The sequence below is a fragment of the Pseudomonas sp. P4_C3 genome (genome assembly GCF_056402075.1).
Map to the genome: position 1 here is coordinate 1 of NZ_JBFUIC010000038.1, position 16,708 is coordinate 16,708.

15 protein-coding genes are annotated in these 16,708 nt (G+C 60.6%); 2 read left to right on the forward strand and 13 right to left on the reverse strand.

Features of this window, described 5'->3' with window-relative positions:
- Positions 1-1,520, forward strand: a 1,520-nt coding sequence (locus AC1DVH_RS09715) for an O-antigen ligase family protein (RefSeq protein WP_477753613.1), incomplete at its 5' end; no start/stop codon positions are given.
- Complete coding sequence (locus AC1DVH_RS09720) at positions 1,520-2,743, forward strand: acyltransferase family protein (RefSeq protein ID WP_477753614.1); 1,224 nt, start codon at positions 1,520-1,522, stop codon at positions 2,741-2,743. The genes AC1DVH_RS09715 and AC1DVH_RS09720, both read left to right, overlap by 1 nt.
- Positions 2,744-2,808: 65 nt before the next feature.
- Here the strand turns inward: AC1DVH_RS09720 and AC1DVH_RS09725 are convergent, their stop codons facing one another.
- From AC1DVH_RS09725 to waaC, 13 genes are all read right to left on the reverse strand, one after another.
- Positions 2,809-3,693, reverse strand: a complete 885-nt coding sequence (locus AC1DVH_RS09725) for a glycosyltransferase (protein WP_477753615.1) — start codon at positions 3,691-3,693, stop codon at positions 2,809-2,811.
- Positions 3,690-4,844: a glycosyltransferase family 4 protein gene (locus AC1DVH_RS09730; protein ID WP_477753616.1), complete on the reverse strand. Its 1,155-nt coding sequence runs from the start codon at positions 4,842-4,844 to the stop codon at positions 3,690-3,692. The genes AC1DVH_RS09725 and AC1DVH_RS09730 overlap by 4 nt, the downstream gene beginning before the upstream one ends.
- The gene (locus AC1DVH_RS09735) at positions 4,841-6,283 is read right to left on the reverse strand and encodes a PIG-L deacetylase family protein (RefSeq protein ID WP_477753617.1); all 1,443 of its coding nucleotides are present in this window, start codon (positions 6,281-6,283) and stop codon (positions 4,841-4,843) included. The genes AC1DVH_RS09730 and AC1DVH_RS09735 overlap by 4 nt, the downstream gene beginning before the upstream one ends.
- Positions 6,284-6,291: 8 nt before the next feature.
- Positions 6,292-7,188 (reverse strand): antimicrobial resistance protein Mig-14, encoded by an 897-nt coding sequence (locus tag AC1DVH_RS09740; protein ID WP_477753618.1) that lies wholly within the window; start codon positions 7,186-7,188, stop codon positions 6,292-6,294.
- Positions 7,188-8,318 carry a glycosyltransferase gene (locus AC1DVH_RS09745; RefSeq protein WP_477753619.1) on the reverse strand — a complete coding sequence of 377 codons (1,131 nt, stop codon included), beginning with the start codon at positions 8,316-8,318 and terminating at the stop codon, positions 7,188-7,190. Before AC1DVH_RS09745 ends, AC1DVH_RS09740 begins: the two co-directional genes overlap by 1 nt.
- A complete protein-coding gene (locus AC1DVH_RS09750) occupies positions 8,302-10,059 on the reverse strand; it encodes a carbamoyltransferase family protein (protein WP_477753620.1) in 1,758 nt (585 codons plus the stop codon). Before AC1DVH_RS09750 ends, AC1DVH_RS09745 begins: the two co-directional genes overlap by 17 nt.
- A 166-nt stretch (positions 10,060-10,225) precedes the next feature.
- Positions 10,226-10,561: a YceK/YidQ family lipoprotein gene (locus AC1DVH_RS09755; protein ID WP_477753621.1), complete on the reverse strand. Its 336-nt coding sequence runs from the start codon at positions 10,559-10,561 to the stop codon at positions 10,226-10,228.
- Positions 10,562-10,783: 222 nt separating this feature from the next.
- A complete protein-coding gene (locus AC1DVH_RS09760) occupies positions 10,784-12,235 on the reverse strand; it encodes a lipopolysaccharide kinase InaA family protein (protein ID WP_477753622.1) in 1,452 nt (483 codons plus the stop codon).
- Positions 12,235-12,987 (reverse strand): lipopolysaccharide kinase InaA family protein, encoded by a 753-nt coding sequence (locus AC1DVH_RS09765; protein WP_477753623.1) that lies wholly within the window; start codon positions 12,985-12,987, stop codon positions 12,235-12,237. Before AC1DVH_RS09765 ends, AC1DVH_RS09760 begins: the two co-directional genes overlap by 1 nt.
- On the reverse strand, positions 12,984-13,718 hold the full coding sequence (locus AC1DVH_RS09770) for a lipopolysaccharide kinase InaA family protein (protein WP_477753624.1): 735 nt from the start codon (positions 13,716-13,718) through the stop codon (positions 12,984-12,986). Before AC1DVH_RS09770 ends, AC1DVH_RS09765 begins: the two co-directional genes overlap by 4 nt.
- Positions 13,718-14,524, reverse strand: coding sequence for a lipopolysaccharide core heptose(I) kinase RfaP (rfaP, locus tag AC1DVH_RS09775; protein ID WP_477753625.1), 807 nt, complete (start codon positions 14,522-14,524; stop codon positions 13,718-13,720). Before rfaP ends, AC1DVH_RS09770 begins: the two co-directional genes overlap by 1 nt.
- A complete protein-coding gene (locus AC1DVH_RS09780) occupies positions 14,525-15,646 on the reverse strand; it encodes a glycosyltransferase family 4 protein (RefSeq protein ID WP_477753626.1) in 1,122 nt (373 codons plus the stop codon). It abuts the gene before it with no gap.
- Positions 15,646-16,707: a lipopolysaccharide heptosyltransferase I gene (gene waaC / locus AC1DVH_RS09785; protein WP_477753627.1), complete on the reverse strand. Its 1,062-nt coding sequence runs from the start codon at positions 16,705-16,707 to the stop codon at positions 15,646-15,648. The genes AC1DVH_RS09780 and waaC overlap by 1 nt, the downstream gene beginning before the upstream one ends.
- Position 16,708 lies beyond the last annotated feature (1 nt).

Genomic DNA, 16,708 nt, shown 5'->3' on the forward strand with positions numbered 1-16,708 from the left:
ACCTGCTGGTGCGCTATCGCAGCGAAATCATTCAGCCCCTGCTGTTCTGCGCCGCGATTGTGGCGCTGGTCGCCACTGTCTACAACCTGTACAGGTTCGGTCTGATCTACCAACCGGAAATGCGCCTGATCGGAGTAGGTGCGTTCGACAATCCACTGCTCAGCTCCCACGTTTTCGGCTTTTTCTGTACCTACTGGCTGAGCCTGAGCATGACCTGCAAGCGACACCAGGTACTTTGGTTGAGCATACCGGCGATGGCGATCATGTTCGCCGCCGTCCTGGCCACCGGCTCCAGGACCCCACTGGTTGCACTGACGCTGGCTGCGCTGTGGCTGTGTTACATCTGCTGGAATCGACGCCCGGTCTTCATGCTTGGTTCCATGCTCATTGCAGGAACGGCGACTTTCGCGTTGTTCGCGGACAAGATCTTCGAAAGAGGCAGTTCCTTCCGTATCGAACTCTGGCAATTGGCCCTGGACAGGATCGCTGAACATCCATGGATCGGGCACGGCTACAACGCCGGACTGAGCCTGGACCCCGGCGCCGGCTACCTCCTTCAGGAGCCCCATAGCTTCGCCCTGGGCGTGCTCTACTACGTCGGCATTATCGGCCTGCTGCCATGGCTGTTCTTCCTTGCGTGGAGCTTCATCAGCAGCCGGCGCCATCGCGTGCAACCGCTGTTTATCATTGCCTCCGCCTGGCTGGCCTTCGGTATCGGTGCAGGCCTGACCGAAGGTGGCGGGATTATCTCTCGCCCCAAGGAGCACTGGTTCCTGCTGTGGATCCCGTTGGCACTGATTGCCGCGTTGAGCATCAATCAACGGGCCAGGCGCCTGCTGGACATGCCAATCAAGACCGCGACGCCAAGCGCCCTGCAACAGCTGACTGTCGATGCCCGGGTCATCGAAGAAGATGGTTTGGGCCCCAAAGTCCTGCGCCTGACCGATGGCAGCTTTCTCAAGCTGTTCCGCCGTCGCCGCTGGTACACCTCGGGCAGTTTCACGCCCTACTCCGATCGTTTTGCCGTCAACAGCGTGCAACTGCGCAGCATGGGCATCCCGACACCGCACATCCTCGACCTCTACCGGTTCGAAGACGGCAGCACCGCTGTGCACTACTCTCCCTTGCCGGGCAACACGCTGCGCCAGATCCTGCAAGGCATCACCGCCCCGGCGGTGCGCCAGGCACTGGTGGAGCGCTTCGGCAAATTCATGGCCCAACTGCATCAGCAAGGGGTCTACTTCCGCTCCCTGCACCTGGGCAATGTGCTGGTGCTGGAGGACGGCGAGTTCGGCCTGATCGACCTGGCCGACCTGCGAATTTACCCTTCATCGTTGAGCCCTTCGCTGCGGCGGCGTAATCTGCGCCACATGCAACGCTACGCATCAGATCGGCACTGGCTGTTCGAGGATCACTTCGAAGCGCTGCTGCAGGGATACGCCGCGGCGGCTTCGAAAGCCGACGTGGATAATTTGCACAGACACGTGCTGGCCGGGAGTCCTTCGGCCCAGGCTCACTGATGATAGAAACCAACCCCCTTATCGCGATGATGGCCTACCTGCTCGCCATCGCGACCGCTGCGCTACTGTTGCACCGCGTGCCGAGATTCACCCGACAGCTGGAGCATTGCGGCGAAAGCCGCTTTGCCGGCATCGACGGCTTACGCGGGTATCTGGCCTTCGGCGTGTTCGTGCACCACTCGATCATTACCTGGATCTTTCTGCAAACCGGCGTGATCGATTTTCCGCCGAGCAACTTCTACTCGCAGCTCGGCCAGGGTAGCGTCGCCCTCTTTTTCATGATCACCAGCTTTCTGTTCTGGGACCGCTTGCTCACCCACGGGCGGCAACACGACTGGCTGGCATTTGCGGTATCTCGGCTATTTCGCCTCTACCCGCTCTACCTGCCGCTGATGTTGACCGTGTTTGTCTGTGTGTTCTATTTGCAGGACTGGGAACTCAAGGACTCCGGCACCCAGCTCATTGGCCAGACCCTGGCCTGGCTGATCTTCGACCGGCCAGACGTCAACCAGTACCACCAGACCGGCATGCTGATCTCCAACGTCACCTGGACGCTGGGGTATGAAGTGTTTTTCTACCTGGCCCTGCCACTGGCCGCCATGGTGTTCATTTATCGCGGCGGCTGGATGCAGACAGTGCTGTGCCTGATCGGCATCTACACCCTGTACCAGGTGGTCGGCTGGGAACACTCGCTGAAGAAGCACTACCTGGCCAGTTTCCTCGGTGGCATCGCTGCGGCGTACTGGGTTCGCCGTCCACAATGGGTCGCCTGGAGCCTCTCTCCGCTGGCGGGCATCATCGCCCTGCTCGCATTGGCGATCGCCTTTACGGCGTTCAACCGGGCATTCAATCCGGGAGCGCTGCTGCTGCTTTCACTGTTTTTTGTGATTGTGGCGTCCGGCAACACCTTGTTCGGCGCCCTGAGACCACGCAGCATTCGCTGGCTAGGGGAAATCAGCTACAGCACGTATTTGCTGCACGGTTTCGTGCTCTGGATACTGGTGCAGCGACTGCCGCCGGTATTGCATCTTGACGCCAGGGAAGTGTGGGTCTTCCTGCCGTTGCTGGCCGTGTGCAGTTGCCTGCTGATCATCATCAGCAGCCTGACCTACCTGCACATCGAAAAGCCCGGTATCAATGCCGGCAAGAAAACCCTGCACTGGTTACGCCAGAACAGGAAACCGAGGAAAGAACTTTTGGAGGAGACGGTTCAACAACGTTGAGCAATCGAGGCATGTCACCGCGAACAATGCCACGTCGTCCACCCCCCTTGAATCCAGCCTATGGCTCAGTCTTTCTCCAACCGTGAGAAATACATCCGGCCCAACCCACGCCAGGTTTTCTTGCTCCAGGCCTTGAACGGAATCTGCGCCAGCAACTCCCGCGCCAGCTTGCGATCACGATTGGCGGTCTTGAGGAACATGGAATTGAGAAACTTGTAGCGCACCTCGTCATACAGCGGGTGATCGCTGAAGAGCGCGTAGGTGCGCAGGATGCTGTCGATCATGAAGCGGTGGTTCTTGTAGGAGTTGGTGGCGTGCTTGCGATAACGCGCCATCAACACATTCAGACCGTCGATGAAGTAACCGGCATGGGTCACCTTCAACTCGATCAGCAAGTCTTCCAGGCGAATGGTCGGGTCGAAACCGCCCACCTTGTCCAGAGCTTCGCGACGAATCATCAGCGTGGGTGCCGGTGGATAGGGCTTGCGCTCCAGGAACATGTCATCGAAGTCCAGGCGACGGAACGGCACATCCCGGCGCTGGCGCTTCTCGGGGTAGAGATTGCCGTCGGCATCGATCAGTTCGATGTTGCCGGCGCAAATGCCGACCTCGGGTTTGCCGTCCATATGAGCGACCTGGGTGGCGATTCGCTCCGGCAGCATGATGTCATCCGAACCGAACGGCACGATCAGGCTGCCCTTGGCCCGGGCAATCGCACCATTGAGGGTGTTGGTCAGCCCCTGGTTTTCCTGCACCCGGAAATCGAAACCATGGATGACCTGCAGCGCCTTGATCCGCTCGACGCTGTCATCTTTCGAGCCATCGTCGACCACCAGCAACTCGATGTTCTGATAGGTCTGGTTGAGGACGCTGAGAATGCTTTCCTCGATGTAAGGGGCATGGTTATACGACGCGATGATGACCGTGACGATGGGTTGCGCGTCGTTCATGGCTGTTCCTTGCGGGCCTGTTCCAGGCCGGAGTCGATCAGATTGAGGTATTCCCGACGGAACTCCTCGATGTCATGGTGTTGCTGCAGATAACGGAAGGCCTGCTCACCCTTGGCCTTGAGCTCGTCATCCGACAGCCCGAGGTAGGTGTCCAGCGCCGCCTGCAGCGTCGGCACATCCTTCGGTGTAATCGCCAGGCCACCGGCGCCCTCGATGAGCGGCAACATGGCCGGCACGTTCGAGGCAATCACCGGCAAATGCCCGCTCATGCCTTCAAGCAGCGCCAGCCCGAGGCCTTCGGCCAGGGAGGGCATGGTCCAGATATCGAAAGCGCGAATGTACTGCAGGGCGATTTCCTTGAACCCCAGCAAATGGGCACGACCGCTGAGACCGAGGCGGTCGATTTCCGCGGCCAGGCGCGACTCTTCGCGGCCGGCACCGATGATCGCCAGTTGGGTATTCGGGTATTTGTCCTTGAGCGCGGCAAAGGCCTGCAGCAAATAGATATGGCCCTTGACCGGCACCAGTCGCCCCAACGCACCGATCAACCGCACCGACGGATCGATGCCCAACAGTTCACGGGCCTTTTCACGACTGTGTTGCAGACCTTCGGCTTGCTCGATGTCGATGGCGTTGGTGATGGCGTAGGTATTCTGGTCGGTGAAGCCACAGTCACAGTCCAGCAGATACTGTTTCACTGCAGGCGACACGCCAACGAAGCGCCAGTGACGATCAATCAGGCGCTGGGTCTGGCGGCGACGGTAAAAGCGGTCGTACTCGCCAAAGCCGTGGGAAATGCCAATGCACAACGACACTTTCAACCAGCGGTTGAGCGCCAGCATCATGTTCACCGGTTTGAAGCGGTTGCAGATCACCACATCGAATTTTTCCCGGCGGCAGAACTTGTACAGCTGCCACATGGCCCGCAGGCGCATGCCCTTGAGGGACTTGTCGGAAAACTCGAAGTACACCGAACGGTCGGCTCGGCTCACCGCTTCGCCCGGCCCGGGTTTGCCACGCAGAAACGCGGCGGTCACTTCATAGCGATCACTGGGCAGGGCCTTGACGATTTGCTCCGCGAGGTCGGCGAAATCATGGGCTTTGACGTTGTAGTCAGGCTGCAGCTGCAGGACCTTTGACCGCTGACTCATAACTCTCCCCGCTGAGAAACATTGCCTGGTGTGTGCTTGAGGGACCACAAAAGCTCGTGGCGCCGGACTGCCTTGCGAAAGAATTCGTTCTGGCCATAGGTGGGCAGCAAGCGGCCGGCCAACAACCGTTGGATCAGCCGACGCAAGCGACGCTTGAACGGCATCGCCGGTTGCAGGTCGTGCATCATGCCCAACGCCATGGCTTTGTCTCGCTGTTGCTCCAGCGGCATCGGCAGGCAATAAGGCTGCATCGGCCGGGCCGAATCGAAGGCAGGCGGCAAGGCGATGCCATCACCGGTATCGCCCATCGGCCAGCGGTCGTTGTCGTGCAGGTGGTTGGCATAGCCCAATAGCGTGGCCGGCTGCCAGTCCAGGCCTTGCAAGGCTTCGAGGACTGCCGCCTGGGCGCAGACATGATCGGGATGCGGATCGAGGGTCGGATGCGGCAGGACGATGACCTCGGGCCGGGCCCGCAGCAGCAACTCACGCAGATCCGCCAGAAGATTGTTCCAGGTCGGCGCGCCATCGGCATCGCCAGGCAGCGCGAAAGGATTCAACCGGCGGAACAGCCGGGTGTCGCTCATATCCGCCTCCCGCGATCCCGCCGCCACGGCAGGCGCGGCCTGCATGTTCGCCAGTTGCAGACAGAAGTAACCCAGTTGCACACAGTGAGCCTCGGGCACACCGGCCCAACGTGGCACGGCGATGCTGTCCCAGGTGCGCAGACGGCCTTTCAAGCGGGCCGCATCGACCTTGTTCAGGCCCATCTGCTGATAGTGTTCGGCTTCGATTTCACCCGCTGTCAGCGTGACGATCCAGGTTTCGTCGGCCTGGCTGTACAAACCGTAGGCCGCCAGCTCGGCGTCATCGGCGTGGGGGGCGATGACCATCACCCGCTGACGCCGGTAATCCGGATGTTCGAACGCCCACAGCACGGGCTCACCAAACACGCGACAGAAGYGCCCGCGCAAGCGCAGGTCACCGCGCGACAACGCCTGAGCCTGACCACTGAGATTGAGGTAACGCAGGCCGTTCACGCCCCGTTCGAAGGTTTGTCGGTCAGGGTTTTCGCCACCCGCCAACTCCACCACCGGATCGATAAATCGTCCCAGCCAGGTGCTCTTTACCCGCAGGGCCAGCACCAGCGTCGCGTCGTCGACCAGCATCACGCCCTCGTCCAGCCGCAAATGTTCACCGCTCAGGTGCACCTTGGGTTGTGGCGTGTACGGGGGAAAGCTGTACTGGTAATCGTCTTTCGCTGAGTAGAACAGATGGTCGGCAAACCAGGCTTCGTGGGCAATCCAGCCCAGAACCGCCAGCACCAGCGGCAACCACCAGGCCACCAGAACACCGATGACGATCAACAACGCCAGTGCAATCAACAGGCCTATGCGTTTATTGCGCCGATGGCGCTTGAGCAGTTGCTGTTTGCGGCTCATGGCTTGGCTCATACAGTGAAGACCGGCACGGGGTTGCACCAGCGATCCTTGTATTCACGGTCGGCGCGACCGAAGGAAAAGCGCAACGGTTTGTCCTGCGCCCGGGCATGCTCCCAGGCGCTTTGCGTATTGAGGAAACTCAGCACGCTGCCGGGGCTGAACTCACGGGTTTGTGGATCGACCCCGCCGTTGATGTACTCGACACTGATCCACTGCGTGGTTTCTACGCGGTACACCAGTTGAATCGCAATCGGCGCATCGTTGAGGAAAATCACCGAACCGATCAGCAACTCGCGCAGCAACTCGATGACATCAGCCATGCGCTCGGCACCCGTCGCCGGGAAACCCCAGCGGCGCTGGAACAGGTCGCAGTAAATCGCCGCCAGATCGAAGCTGGAAAATTCGGACACCGGTCGAACCACGCCACCGGCCTCTTCCAGCAAGCGCAACTCGCGGCGCTGGTTATAGCGAAACTTTTTCGACAGCTCTTCGGGGGTACGGGCCATGGCCAGTTGCTCGGTCTGCAACCTGATGCCAGTGAAACGGCCTTCGTTCAGCGCCGACAGATACCGCGCGCGATGGCGCAATGGCACCTGGGCATCGGCAGCGGCCGGCAGGATGATCTCGGCGTTGCCCAGATCGAACAGACCTTTTTTGCCGCGACGCTTGAGCACGTCCTTGGACAAGGCCAAGTCGCGGCCCCAGGTCGGGATCGCCGCCTTGACCTCATCGCCCTGCACCCAGGCCAGGTAACGCACCGGAATGTCAGCCAGTTGCGCCAGCCGCTCGACCACCATGGGATGAGTCGCGACACTGCCGCCATAACGTTGCCAGGTTTCGGCGTATGTCGAGCCGTCGACTACCGCCCAGCCACGCTCGCGCCAGCCTTGAAATCGGTTGAGCATCAGCCCCTCTGTGCCAGTTCGGTAACATGCGGCAAATGCCAGAAAGCATCGCGTACCGCGCAATCGGAGAAGCGTTCGCGCAGGCGCTCGAGCATTAACTCGGCACACTGTCGGCGTTGCTGATCATCCATGCCAGCCAGATGTTGCAGCCCTTGGGCCAGACGCTCGGCATCGCCCAACGGGAACAGGATGCCCACGCCTTCGACCACTTCTTTCGCTCCGCCGCACGCCGTTGCGAGCAAAGGTACACCAGCGGCCATGGCCTCCAGCAGCACCATGCCGAACGGTTCGTGATCGGAGCTCAGGGCAAACACATCGAAGGYCCGGAAGTAGTTGCGCGCATCAGGCACCTGACCGAGAAACAGAACCCGGTCACCGATACCCAGCTCCCGGGCTTGAGCCTTGAGGTTTTCCTCCAGACGCCCCTTACCGAGAATCACCAGTTGACTGTTGGCCGGCAACCCCGGCAACGCCTCGGCGAAACCGTGCAACAGCGTGGCCTGGTCCTTGTCCGGATGCAGCCGTCCGACGTTGCCGACGATCCAGGCATCCGCCGCCAGCCCGAGAGTTTCCCGGGCCTCGCGAGCCAACACCTGCGAGGCTTGCAAGGCATCTACGTCGATACGGTTGTACATGGTCTGGATCCGCGAAGCCGGCCACTTCGGCAGGCAATTGCGCATGTCGTCGCGCACGGCGTCGGACACACCGAGCAGACTCAAACGCTTGCGGAAAATATGCGCGAACAGTTTGCGGCTACCACGCTTGTAATCGTCAAAAGCGTGATGCACGCCAATCACCGGCAACGACGTGCCGAGCAAGGCGATATAGATCGGCTTGAAGCGGTGAGCAATGCAGAAACTGAAGTTGCGCGACGCGACGATCTTGCGCAGATCGCCGATGGCACCCAGCTTCAGGCCACGAATGGCCTTGGAGCTGTACTCCATGAATAGCACTTCATCGGAAGCACAACCCGCGGCGACTTCGGCATCGGCAACTCCGGTGAGAAACACCGTGGTCACTCGATAACCGGTCCCCGCGAACAGGCTGGCGTACTGCCGTGCGCAGTCCAGGAACGGCCCGTCATAGCCGTGGCAGAACTGCAGCACATGGCGTTCAGCCGAACGTGTCATAGGCGTTCGCGCCCTCTTTGACCACCAGGATGTCTTCCATGATCAGATACTGTAGATCCGAACCGAAGAACATGTTCAGGGCGTCGGTCGGCGAGCAGATCATCGGTTCGCCGCGACGGTTGAGCGAGGTGTTGAGCGACACGCCGTTGCCGGTGAGCACTTCCAGCGCTTTCATCATGTCGTAGTAGCGCGGGTTGTATTCGCGCTTGAGTACCTGGGCGCGGGAAGTGCCGTCTTCGTGGACGACTTCCGGCACGCGGGTTTTCCACTCTTCCGCCACTTCGAAGGTGAAGGTCATGAACGGAGCCGGGTGATCGATCTTGATCATCTGCGGCGCCACGGTGTCGAGCATCGACGGGCAGAAAGGCCTCCAGCGCTCGCGGAACTTGATCTGGTGGTTGATCCGGTCAGCCACGCCCGCAATGCTCGGGCAACCGATGATCGAACGACCGCCCAATGCACGCGGACCGAACTCCATGCGGCCCTGGAACCAGGCCACCGGGTTGCCATCGACCATGATTTTGGCGATCTGCTCCGGCATGTTGTCGAGCTTGCGCCACGTCGGCTTGTTGGCGTGACGGGCGCACGCAGCGATAACATCTTCGTTGCTGTACGACGGGCCGAGGTAGACGTGTTCCATCTTCTCGACCGGTACGCCACGGGCGTGAGACACATAGGCAGCAGCGCCGACCGCGGTGCCGGCATCGCCGGACGCCGGCTGTACGAACAGCTCTTTGACGTCATCGCGGGCGATGATTTTCTGGTTGAGCTTGACGTTCAACGCACAGCCACCGGCGTAGGCCAGTTTACCGGTTTCCTTGAGCACGTCGCCCAGGTAGTAGTCGATCATCTGCAGCGCAATTTTTTCGAACAGCGCTTGAATGCTCGCGGCGTAGTGGATGTACGGCTCGTCGGCGATGTCGCCTTCGCGCTTCGGACCCAGCCACTCGATCAGCTTCGGCGAGAAGTAATAACCCTTGCCCTTCTCTTTGTAGCGACGCAGGCCGATGACGTTGGCGTAGTCGGTGTTGATTACCAGCTCGCCGTTTTCGAACGAAGCCAGGCGCGAGAAATCGTATTTGCTGGCGTCGCCGTACGGCGCCATGCCCATGACCTTGAACTCACCGTCGAGCATATCGAAACCGAGGAACTCGGTGATCGCGCCGTACAGGCCGCCGAGGGAGTCCGGATCGAAGAATTCCTTGATCTTGTGGATCTTGCCGTTTTCGCCGTAACCGAAGAAGGTCGTGGCGTACTCGCCCTTGCCGTCGATACCGAGGATCGCGGTTTTCTCTTTGAAACCGGAGCAGTGATAAGCGCTGGAGGCGTGGGCCAGGTGGTGTTCGACCGGCTCGATCTTGATCTTCTTCGGATCAAAGCCCAGTTGCTCCAGGCACCAGACGATCTTGTTGCGATAGCGCTTGTAGCGACGGTTGCCCATCAGGATCGCGTCGAGGGCGCGGTCCGGGGCGTACCAGTAACGCTTGGCGTACTGCCAGCGGGCCTTGCCGAACAGACTGATCGGGGCGAACGGGATCGCTACCACGTCGACATCGGACGGCTTGATGCCAGCCTGTTCCAGGCAGAATTTCGCCGATTCGTAGGGCATGCGGTTCTTTGCATGTTTATCGCGTACGAAGCGTTCCTCTTCAGCCGCCGCGACCAGCTTGCCGTCGATGTACAGGGCTGCGGAAGGATCATGGCTAAGGGCGCCGGACAGGCCAAGAATCGTCAATGCCACAGGGGTCTAGCCTCTTTAGTCTGCATGCAGGCGCAAGCGCCTCAAAAATTAATGTGCCCTCGCAAGGGGCGAGAGACAGCTAAAGGGCGGGATTATAGCGTAAAAGCAGCGGCAAACCTCTAGCCGCAAGCGGCATGCAACTACGGCCGGGGCCTCGCGACATTTTTTATCCGCGCGCAGGTCGCCAATAGATGGAAATATTGCCGTCCACGCTTTGCCGGTAAATCGTGTACGGCAAGACAACGGTGTCCAGCGCGCCAGACACGGCCAAGTCCAGCAATACGAGTGGCACAAGGAAACCCGTAGGGTCTGGCGGCGCATTCAATACACAGAAGTCATAAGCCAGGCCGCTGTAGACCCGCGGGATGGACTGGCAATAGGTCTTTTGCCTGCGCAGCCCCTGCGCTGCTTCGGCTTCATCCTGCAGGACGGTGGCGGCGGTCCCGCAGCCCATTAGCGACACTGATAAAACACCTGCTGAAACTGCCATTTTGATCGTCACAGCCTGACCTCCGAGAACGTCAGGCAAACTAGCATCGGGGCGATTTCAGCCACAGTTCATGACTTCCCAAGATCGCGTAGGACGGATCACAAGAACTTGTCTGCTTTCTCGGTTGGCAGTTCCGGCCTCATCGCGAGCAAGCTCGCTCCCACACTGAATCTTTGTCGAACACATATTCACTGTGGGAGCGGGCTTGCCCGCGATAGGACCGAAGGTCCTGATTCAGCCAGCGCTGGAGATGTCTTTGGGCAACCGCTGATCGATGACCCGGTAAAGGGCGCTGCCTTCAGGCCAATTGCGCATGAACCGTGCGCGATCCCTGGCATACGCCGGGGCGAAACTGCCGAGAGAACCGTGCTGGCACATCGAATCGAGGTCGATCAACGCCCAGCGATCTTGCTGCCAGAACAGGTTATGCCCCTTGAAGTCGCCATGACTGATGCGTTCGCGAATCAGCTCGGCAAACAAATGATCCAGCGCCGCCAGCTCGGCTTCCGGTGCATCACCGCTTTCAACATACGGCGCAAAACGCTCGATGATGTCCGGCCCCGACAGATACTCGGTGATCAGGTACGCCCGGCTGCGCAGCCACAGAAAACGCTTTTCCAGCAACACCAGCGGCTTGGGCGTGGCAATCCCGAGGAACGCCAGGCGATTGCCTTCGCGCCATGAATGCCAGGCCCGGCTCGGACGCCAGAAGCGTTTGAGCCAGTGGGCGAAGCCCTTGATGTTGTAGCGCTTGATCACCAGCGTGCGGCCATCCACCTCGACCTTACCGACGCTCGCCGCGCCCCCGGTCTTGTACAGATGCCCCTGATCGAGCAGGGTATCGGCCTGCTCCAGCACCGGCACCATCGACGGCTCTTCCTCGCGGCGAATCGCCCGCAATCCGAAGGCACCGCGCTGGACGCTGAACAGCGTGCACTCGCGGCCGACCTTGATCAGGAAGTCCTTGAGGCGCCAGCTGCGGACCTTGTCGATCTGCTTCTGCAGCGCCTCCATGGGCAAGGCGTGCTCGCCGTTGCTGAGCAGGTAATACACCAGCAACTCTTCAATGAAGGGCTCGATCGACTTCGGCAACTGGGCGAAGAACACCCCGAGGTTTTCCAGGACCTTCTGCCGCGACAGCGGCTGGCCAGGTGTTTCGGAGCAAATCCCGGCGCCGTCGATCAAGTACAGACGACCACGCTGACGCAGCAGGTTGTCCAGGTGCAGATCTTCCTGCCACAGGCCTTTGCGGTGCATTTGACCGATGGCACCTAACGCCTCGGCCAGCACCGCTCCTTGCCCATCGGACAGCACGGGCTGCTGCTCAACCTGCTTCCAGGTATCACCCAGGCTTTCGGCGCCTTCCAGAAACTCGAACAGCAGCCAACCACCCTCACCCTCTTTCAGGCCATCGGCCAACAGCTGCGGCGTGGTCAATCCTTGAGCGGCAAGCAAGCGCACGCCGTCCAGCTCACGCTGGAAGTGCCGCGAAGCCTTGCTGCCGACCAGCAACTTGGCCAACACCGGCCGGCCACGCCAGACGCCGGCACCGACATAACGCTGCCCCGGCAACACCCGCAACAGGCTCAGCAGTTGTAGCTCGGCGGGGCCGGCGGCATCAGCCAGCGAAACGCTCAATGGCAACGCCGGATTGCGGCCGGCGGACTTCAACTCGGATAAACGCATCAGCGTGGTCCCTTTTGGCTGCGCCGCGTCGTCAAACGCCCCAGCCAGCTGTCGATCAACGAGCTGTCCTGTGGTTGATCCAGATAGGCGGCCAGCAATTGCCGCAGGTGCGACTCTCCCCACTCGGGCGCGCGACGCGTCAGCGGTTCCAGGTCCTTGATTCGGTCACGCTGCCCGTACAGCAGTGGTCGGGTTTTTTCCAGGTCGATCAATTGAGCCTGATAGCCGTTGCCGGTGGCGCGCATGAAAATATGCTTGGGATAGAAGCACCCATGCACCTGGCGTGCAGCGTGCAACTGCCTGGCCAGTTCGCCAATGGCCTTGAGGATTTCCGAGTGCTGCTCAGGGCTCAATTCAGCCCAGTGCTGCAACAGCGAGTCGAGATCGTCCCAACCATCCAGGGCACGGGTCAGCAGGATCGCGCGGACTTCGCCATCGACCTTGCGCTCCCCGTAGAACACCGCTTCCAGCGCCGGAATGCCCATCCTCCGGTAGAGGGAGATGTTGCGAAACTCGCGAGCGAAACTCGGCTCGCCGAACGGCGCACGCAAGGTGCGGGTCAGGTAGTTGCTTTGACGCTTGAGGTAGAAACCATGACCTTCCAGATCCAGCCGAAACACGCTGCTCCAGCCGCCGCGACCGGTGTTGGGCTCGTCCACCGCATCGAGTTGCTTGGCCCAGAGTGCTTCGAATGTGCCGAGGCCGTGGCGCTCAAGCAGCGCTCGGTCTTCAGCGGCCAGAAAATCAGTCATTCACGCCCCTCGAAAAATCTCACCACGTGCCGGATACGTTTTTTGTCCGCAGCGTTGAGCCGGGTCCGATTGCGGTATTGCAGGTAAAAGCGCAGGCGCTGGGTTGCCGACAGTTGATACTTGGCGACCTTGTCCAGGCACGCCAGATCCTTGGTAATACGGTACTTGAGCCAGAAACCGCGCCAGAAATCGCCGTTGGGGCAATCGATCAAAAACACTCGAGCCTCATCGTCGATCAGCAGGTTGCGCCACTTCAAATCATTATGGGTGAAGCGGTGGTCGTGCATGGTCCGGGTATATTCGGCCAGCTGACGACTGACGGTATCGACCCAGGCGCGATCCGAAAGTTTCGGGTCGCGACGCTCGGCCAGTGCCGACAAGTCTTCGGTACGAGGCAGCTCCCGGGTAATCATCGCGCCGCGAGCGTAGGCCACACCGCGTCGTTCCAGCCCCCAGGCCACCACTTCGGCCGTGGGGATGCCCCACTTGGCGAAGCGCTTGAGGTTCTGCCATTCCATCTTCACCCGAGGCTTGCCCAGGTAACGCCGCAAGCCTTTGCCAGCGCCCACATACCGCTTGACGTAATAGTTGACGCCATTGCGCTCGACCCGGATGACCTCCGAAAGCAGATCACTGGTCAAACGCTCGCCTTGCAGCGCAAACACAGCCTCGAGGCTGCCAAAGTCATCGGCCAGTTCGCTGTAGGCCGGTTCCAGTTTCCAACCCGACATCAGAGCGCATCCCCGTATCGCTGTTTACGCTCGTAGAGCTTGTTGGCCTTGCCGTCGAGCCATGCCAGCAAAGACGCCTCTTCAATCAGGATCTGACGCAGCGGCTGCTGGAAATAGCCTTTGAGGAAACGCAGCTTGTCGCGGCGGGTCAGGCCAATGTCCAGCGCGGAAAAGTACAGCGCGGCCAGGTCCTTGTTGCGCCAGCGCGAGGTGATCGCCGGGCGGGTCTGGGCGCGGTGCAGGTCGATCACCGAGAGTTTGAAGTCGTCGGCGGTCACCGGTTTGTCGGTATGCAGCAGGAAATGGCAGATGTAGCAGTCGCGGTGATTGACCCCGGCGCGGTGCATCATGCCGGTCATGCGTGCGACTTCGGCGATCAGCGCGCGCTTGAGCTTTGGCTCCGGTGGCTGCTTGATCCAGTTGATACTGAAATCTTCCAGACTGACCGTCGGCGCCAGCTCCTCGGTGACGATGAACGAGTGCTGGTCGGCGGGGTTGCTGCCCTTCTCGCCATACGCGACGGCGGTCATGGTCGGCACGCCAACTTGCTGCAGGCGTTGAATGGCCTGCCACTCCTGACCGGCCCCCAATACTGGAAGCTTGGCAGTGAGCAGGTTCTTGAAGATTTCGCCCCAGCCGATGCCACGGTGGATTTTCACGAAAAATCCGTTGCCATCGACTTCCGTGCGTAAGGTCCGGCGCGCTTCCAGCTCGCGGTACACCTCGCCCTTGAGCCCCTCGACTTCGGCGAACGGGTCGCGTCCGGCCCAGAGGCTCTTGAACGGTTCAGCCAGCATCAACTTCATTTAAGCGTGCTCCGCCAGAATCACATCGGCCGCGTGCTGCGGCATGCTGTAGAGGTCGGCCGTCCCGGCGTAGGCCAGACCATTGCGGCTCCAGGCCGCCCTTGCTTGAGCGTCGTTCAACATGCCGGTCAGGTACTGCGTCAGCTGTGCCTGATCGAACGGTTCGTCCAGCACCAGGCCGGCGTCGGCCTCGGCAATGTAATGGGCGTACCCGCACACCGCGCTCACCAGCACCGGCAAACCGGCCACCAGCGCCTCGAGCAGCACGGTGCCGGTATTTTCGTTGTACGCCGGGTGGATCAACAGATCGGCACCCAACAGGAAACGCGGGATATCGCTGCGGCCTTTAAGGAACGTCACGTTTTCTCCAAGCCCCAGTGTCGCACTCTGCATCTGGAATAATTTGGGGTCATCCTGGCCAATTACAAACAGCCGGGTGCGTTTCCTCAACTCGGCAGGCAATGCCGCCAGTGCCTTGAGGCTACGGTCCACGCCCTTGGTCTTGAACCCGGAGCCGATCTGCACCAGCAGCAGTTCGTCGTCCTTGAGATCGAATTCAGCGCGGAACCCTGCGCGAACTTCATCGGCATCCGGCGGCCGGCGACGGTCCTGGGCGATGCCCGGTGGCAGCAGGTGGAAGCGCTCCAGCGGCGTGTCGTAATGCTTGATGAACAACGGCTGCTGAACCTCGGAAATCATCAACACTTCGGTCTTGGCGTCCCTGGCGAACACCGCCCGCTCGTATTCGGCGAAGTGGCGATAGCGGCCCCAACGGCGATACAGCGAGTTACGCAGGTTCTGCGCCTTGTCTTCGAAGCAGCCGTCGGCGGCGTAGTAGACGTCCAGGCCCGGCATCTTGTTGAAGCCAATCAGGCGGTCGACCGGGCGCTTGGCCAGGTCCGCTTCCATCCACTCGCTGAGCTTCTCGTTGCGGCGATGGTTGAAGAACGCCTTGACCGGCGCCACCAGCACTTCGAAACCCGGCGGCACGTCACCCTCCCAGATCAGCGTGTAGACGCGAATCTGATGACCGCGCTTCTGGCACTCCAGGGCGATTCGCATGAAATCGCGCTGCAAGCCGCCGAACGGGAAATATTTGTACAGGACAAATGCCAATTGCATCAGCGCAGCTCCTCAGCCATTAACAACGTGCTCAGTCGGCTGGCGACACGCTCGGGATTCAGACGCGTGAAGCACAACGGCCACTCGCGTTTCAGGTCAAATTGACGGGCATCTTCAGCCGTCGGCTGATAAGTGCATTTCTTTTGCAGGCACGGTGCACAAGGGAAGTCGCTGGCCATGTGAATCTGCACTTTGCCATAGGCGCCGGTCAGGCCCGGATTGGTCGGACCGAACAGCGACAGCGTCGGCACATCCAGTGCGGCGGCCAGATGGCCCAAGCCGGTATCCACCGCCACGCAGGCTTGCGCGCCGGCCAGCACCTTGCCGACACCCGCCAGGTTCAGTTTTGGCAGCACTTCGGCGTGCTTGAAACCCGCGGCGATACGCTCGGCCCGGGCTTTCTCCAGGGCATTGCCCCAGGGCAACTTCACCCCGACGCCAAGGTAGCCAACCCGTTCGGTCAGCTCGCGCCAGTAGGCTTCGGGCCAGTGCTTGGTGTCCCAGGTGGTGCCGTGCAAAAACACCACGTAAGGATTCTTGCGCGGCAACTCCACCAGGCGCTCGATATTCAGTCCGTAGTCGCCCAGACCTTTGGGCAAGTCATAGCCCAACGCAATGGCGAACAACTGACGCACTCGCTCCACCGCGTGCTGCCCACGGGCAACGGCCAGACGTCGATCATAAAAGCGCGCAGCAATGGGCTCGCGTGCGGAGCTTTTATCGAGGCCGGCCACCGGAGCCTTGACGTAACGGGTCAGCCAGGCGCTTTTCAGCAAGCCCTGGGCGTCTATCACCAAGTCATATCTGGTGGCGCGAACGCTTTGTTTGAAGCGCTTCCACTCGCCGCTCTTAATGGTCTGCCAGATGTTTTTGCGCCAGCGACGGATCGCCACCGGAATCACCTTGCCCACCGCCGGATGCCAGGTCGGGATTTCGGCAAAGCCTTCTTCCACTACCCAGTCGAATTTGATGCCGGGAATCGCCCGCGCCGCGTCGGTCAACGCCGGTAACGCGTGAATGACGTCGCCCAGCGAAGAAGTCTTGATCAACAGAACCCGCAAG

Excerpts from the sequence above, each read along its gene's own strand:
- AC1DVH_RS09780 (WP_477753626.1), bottom strand. The coding sequence starts at position 15,646 with ATGCAATTGGCATTTGTCCTGTACAAATATTTCCCGTTCGGCGGCTTG.
- AC1DVH_RS09770 (WP_477753624.1), bottom strand. The coding sequence starts at position 13,718 with ATGTCGGGTTGGAAACTGGAACCGGCCTACAGCGAACTGGCCGATGAC.
- AC1DVH_RS09720 (WP_477753614.1), top strand. The coding sequence starts at position 1,520 with ATGATAGAAACCAACCCCCTTATCGCGATGATGGCCTACCTGCTCGCC.
- AC1DVH_RS09760 (WP_477753622.1), bottom strand. The coding sequence starts at position 12,235 with ATGCGTTTATCCGAGTTGAAGTCCGCCGGCCGCAATCCGGCGTTGCCA.
- AC1DVH_RS09765 (WP_477753623.1), bottom strand. The coding sequence starts at position 12,987 with ATGACTGATTTTCTGGCCGCTGAAGACCGAGCGCTGCTTGAGCGCCAC.
- AC1DVH_RS09725 (WP_477753615.1), bottom strand. The coding sequence starts at position 3,693 with ATGAACGACGCGCAACCCATCGTCACGGTCATCATCGCGTCGTATAAC.
- rfaP (WP_477753625.1), bottom strand. The coding sequence starts at position 14,524 with ATGAAGTTGATGCTGGCTGAACCGTTCAAGAGCCTCTGGGCCGGACGC.
- AC1DVH_RS09740 (WP_477753618.1), bottom strand. The coding sequence starts at position 7,188 with ATGCTCAACCGATTTCAAGGCTGGCGCGAGCGTGGCTGGGCGGTAGTC.
- AC1DVH_RS09730 (WP_477753616.1), bottom strand. The coding sequence starts at position 4,844 with ATGAGTCAGCGGTCAAAGGTCCTGCAGCTGCAGCCTGACTACAACGTC.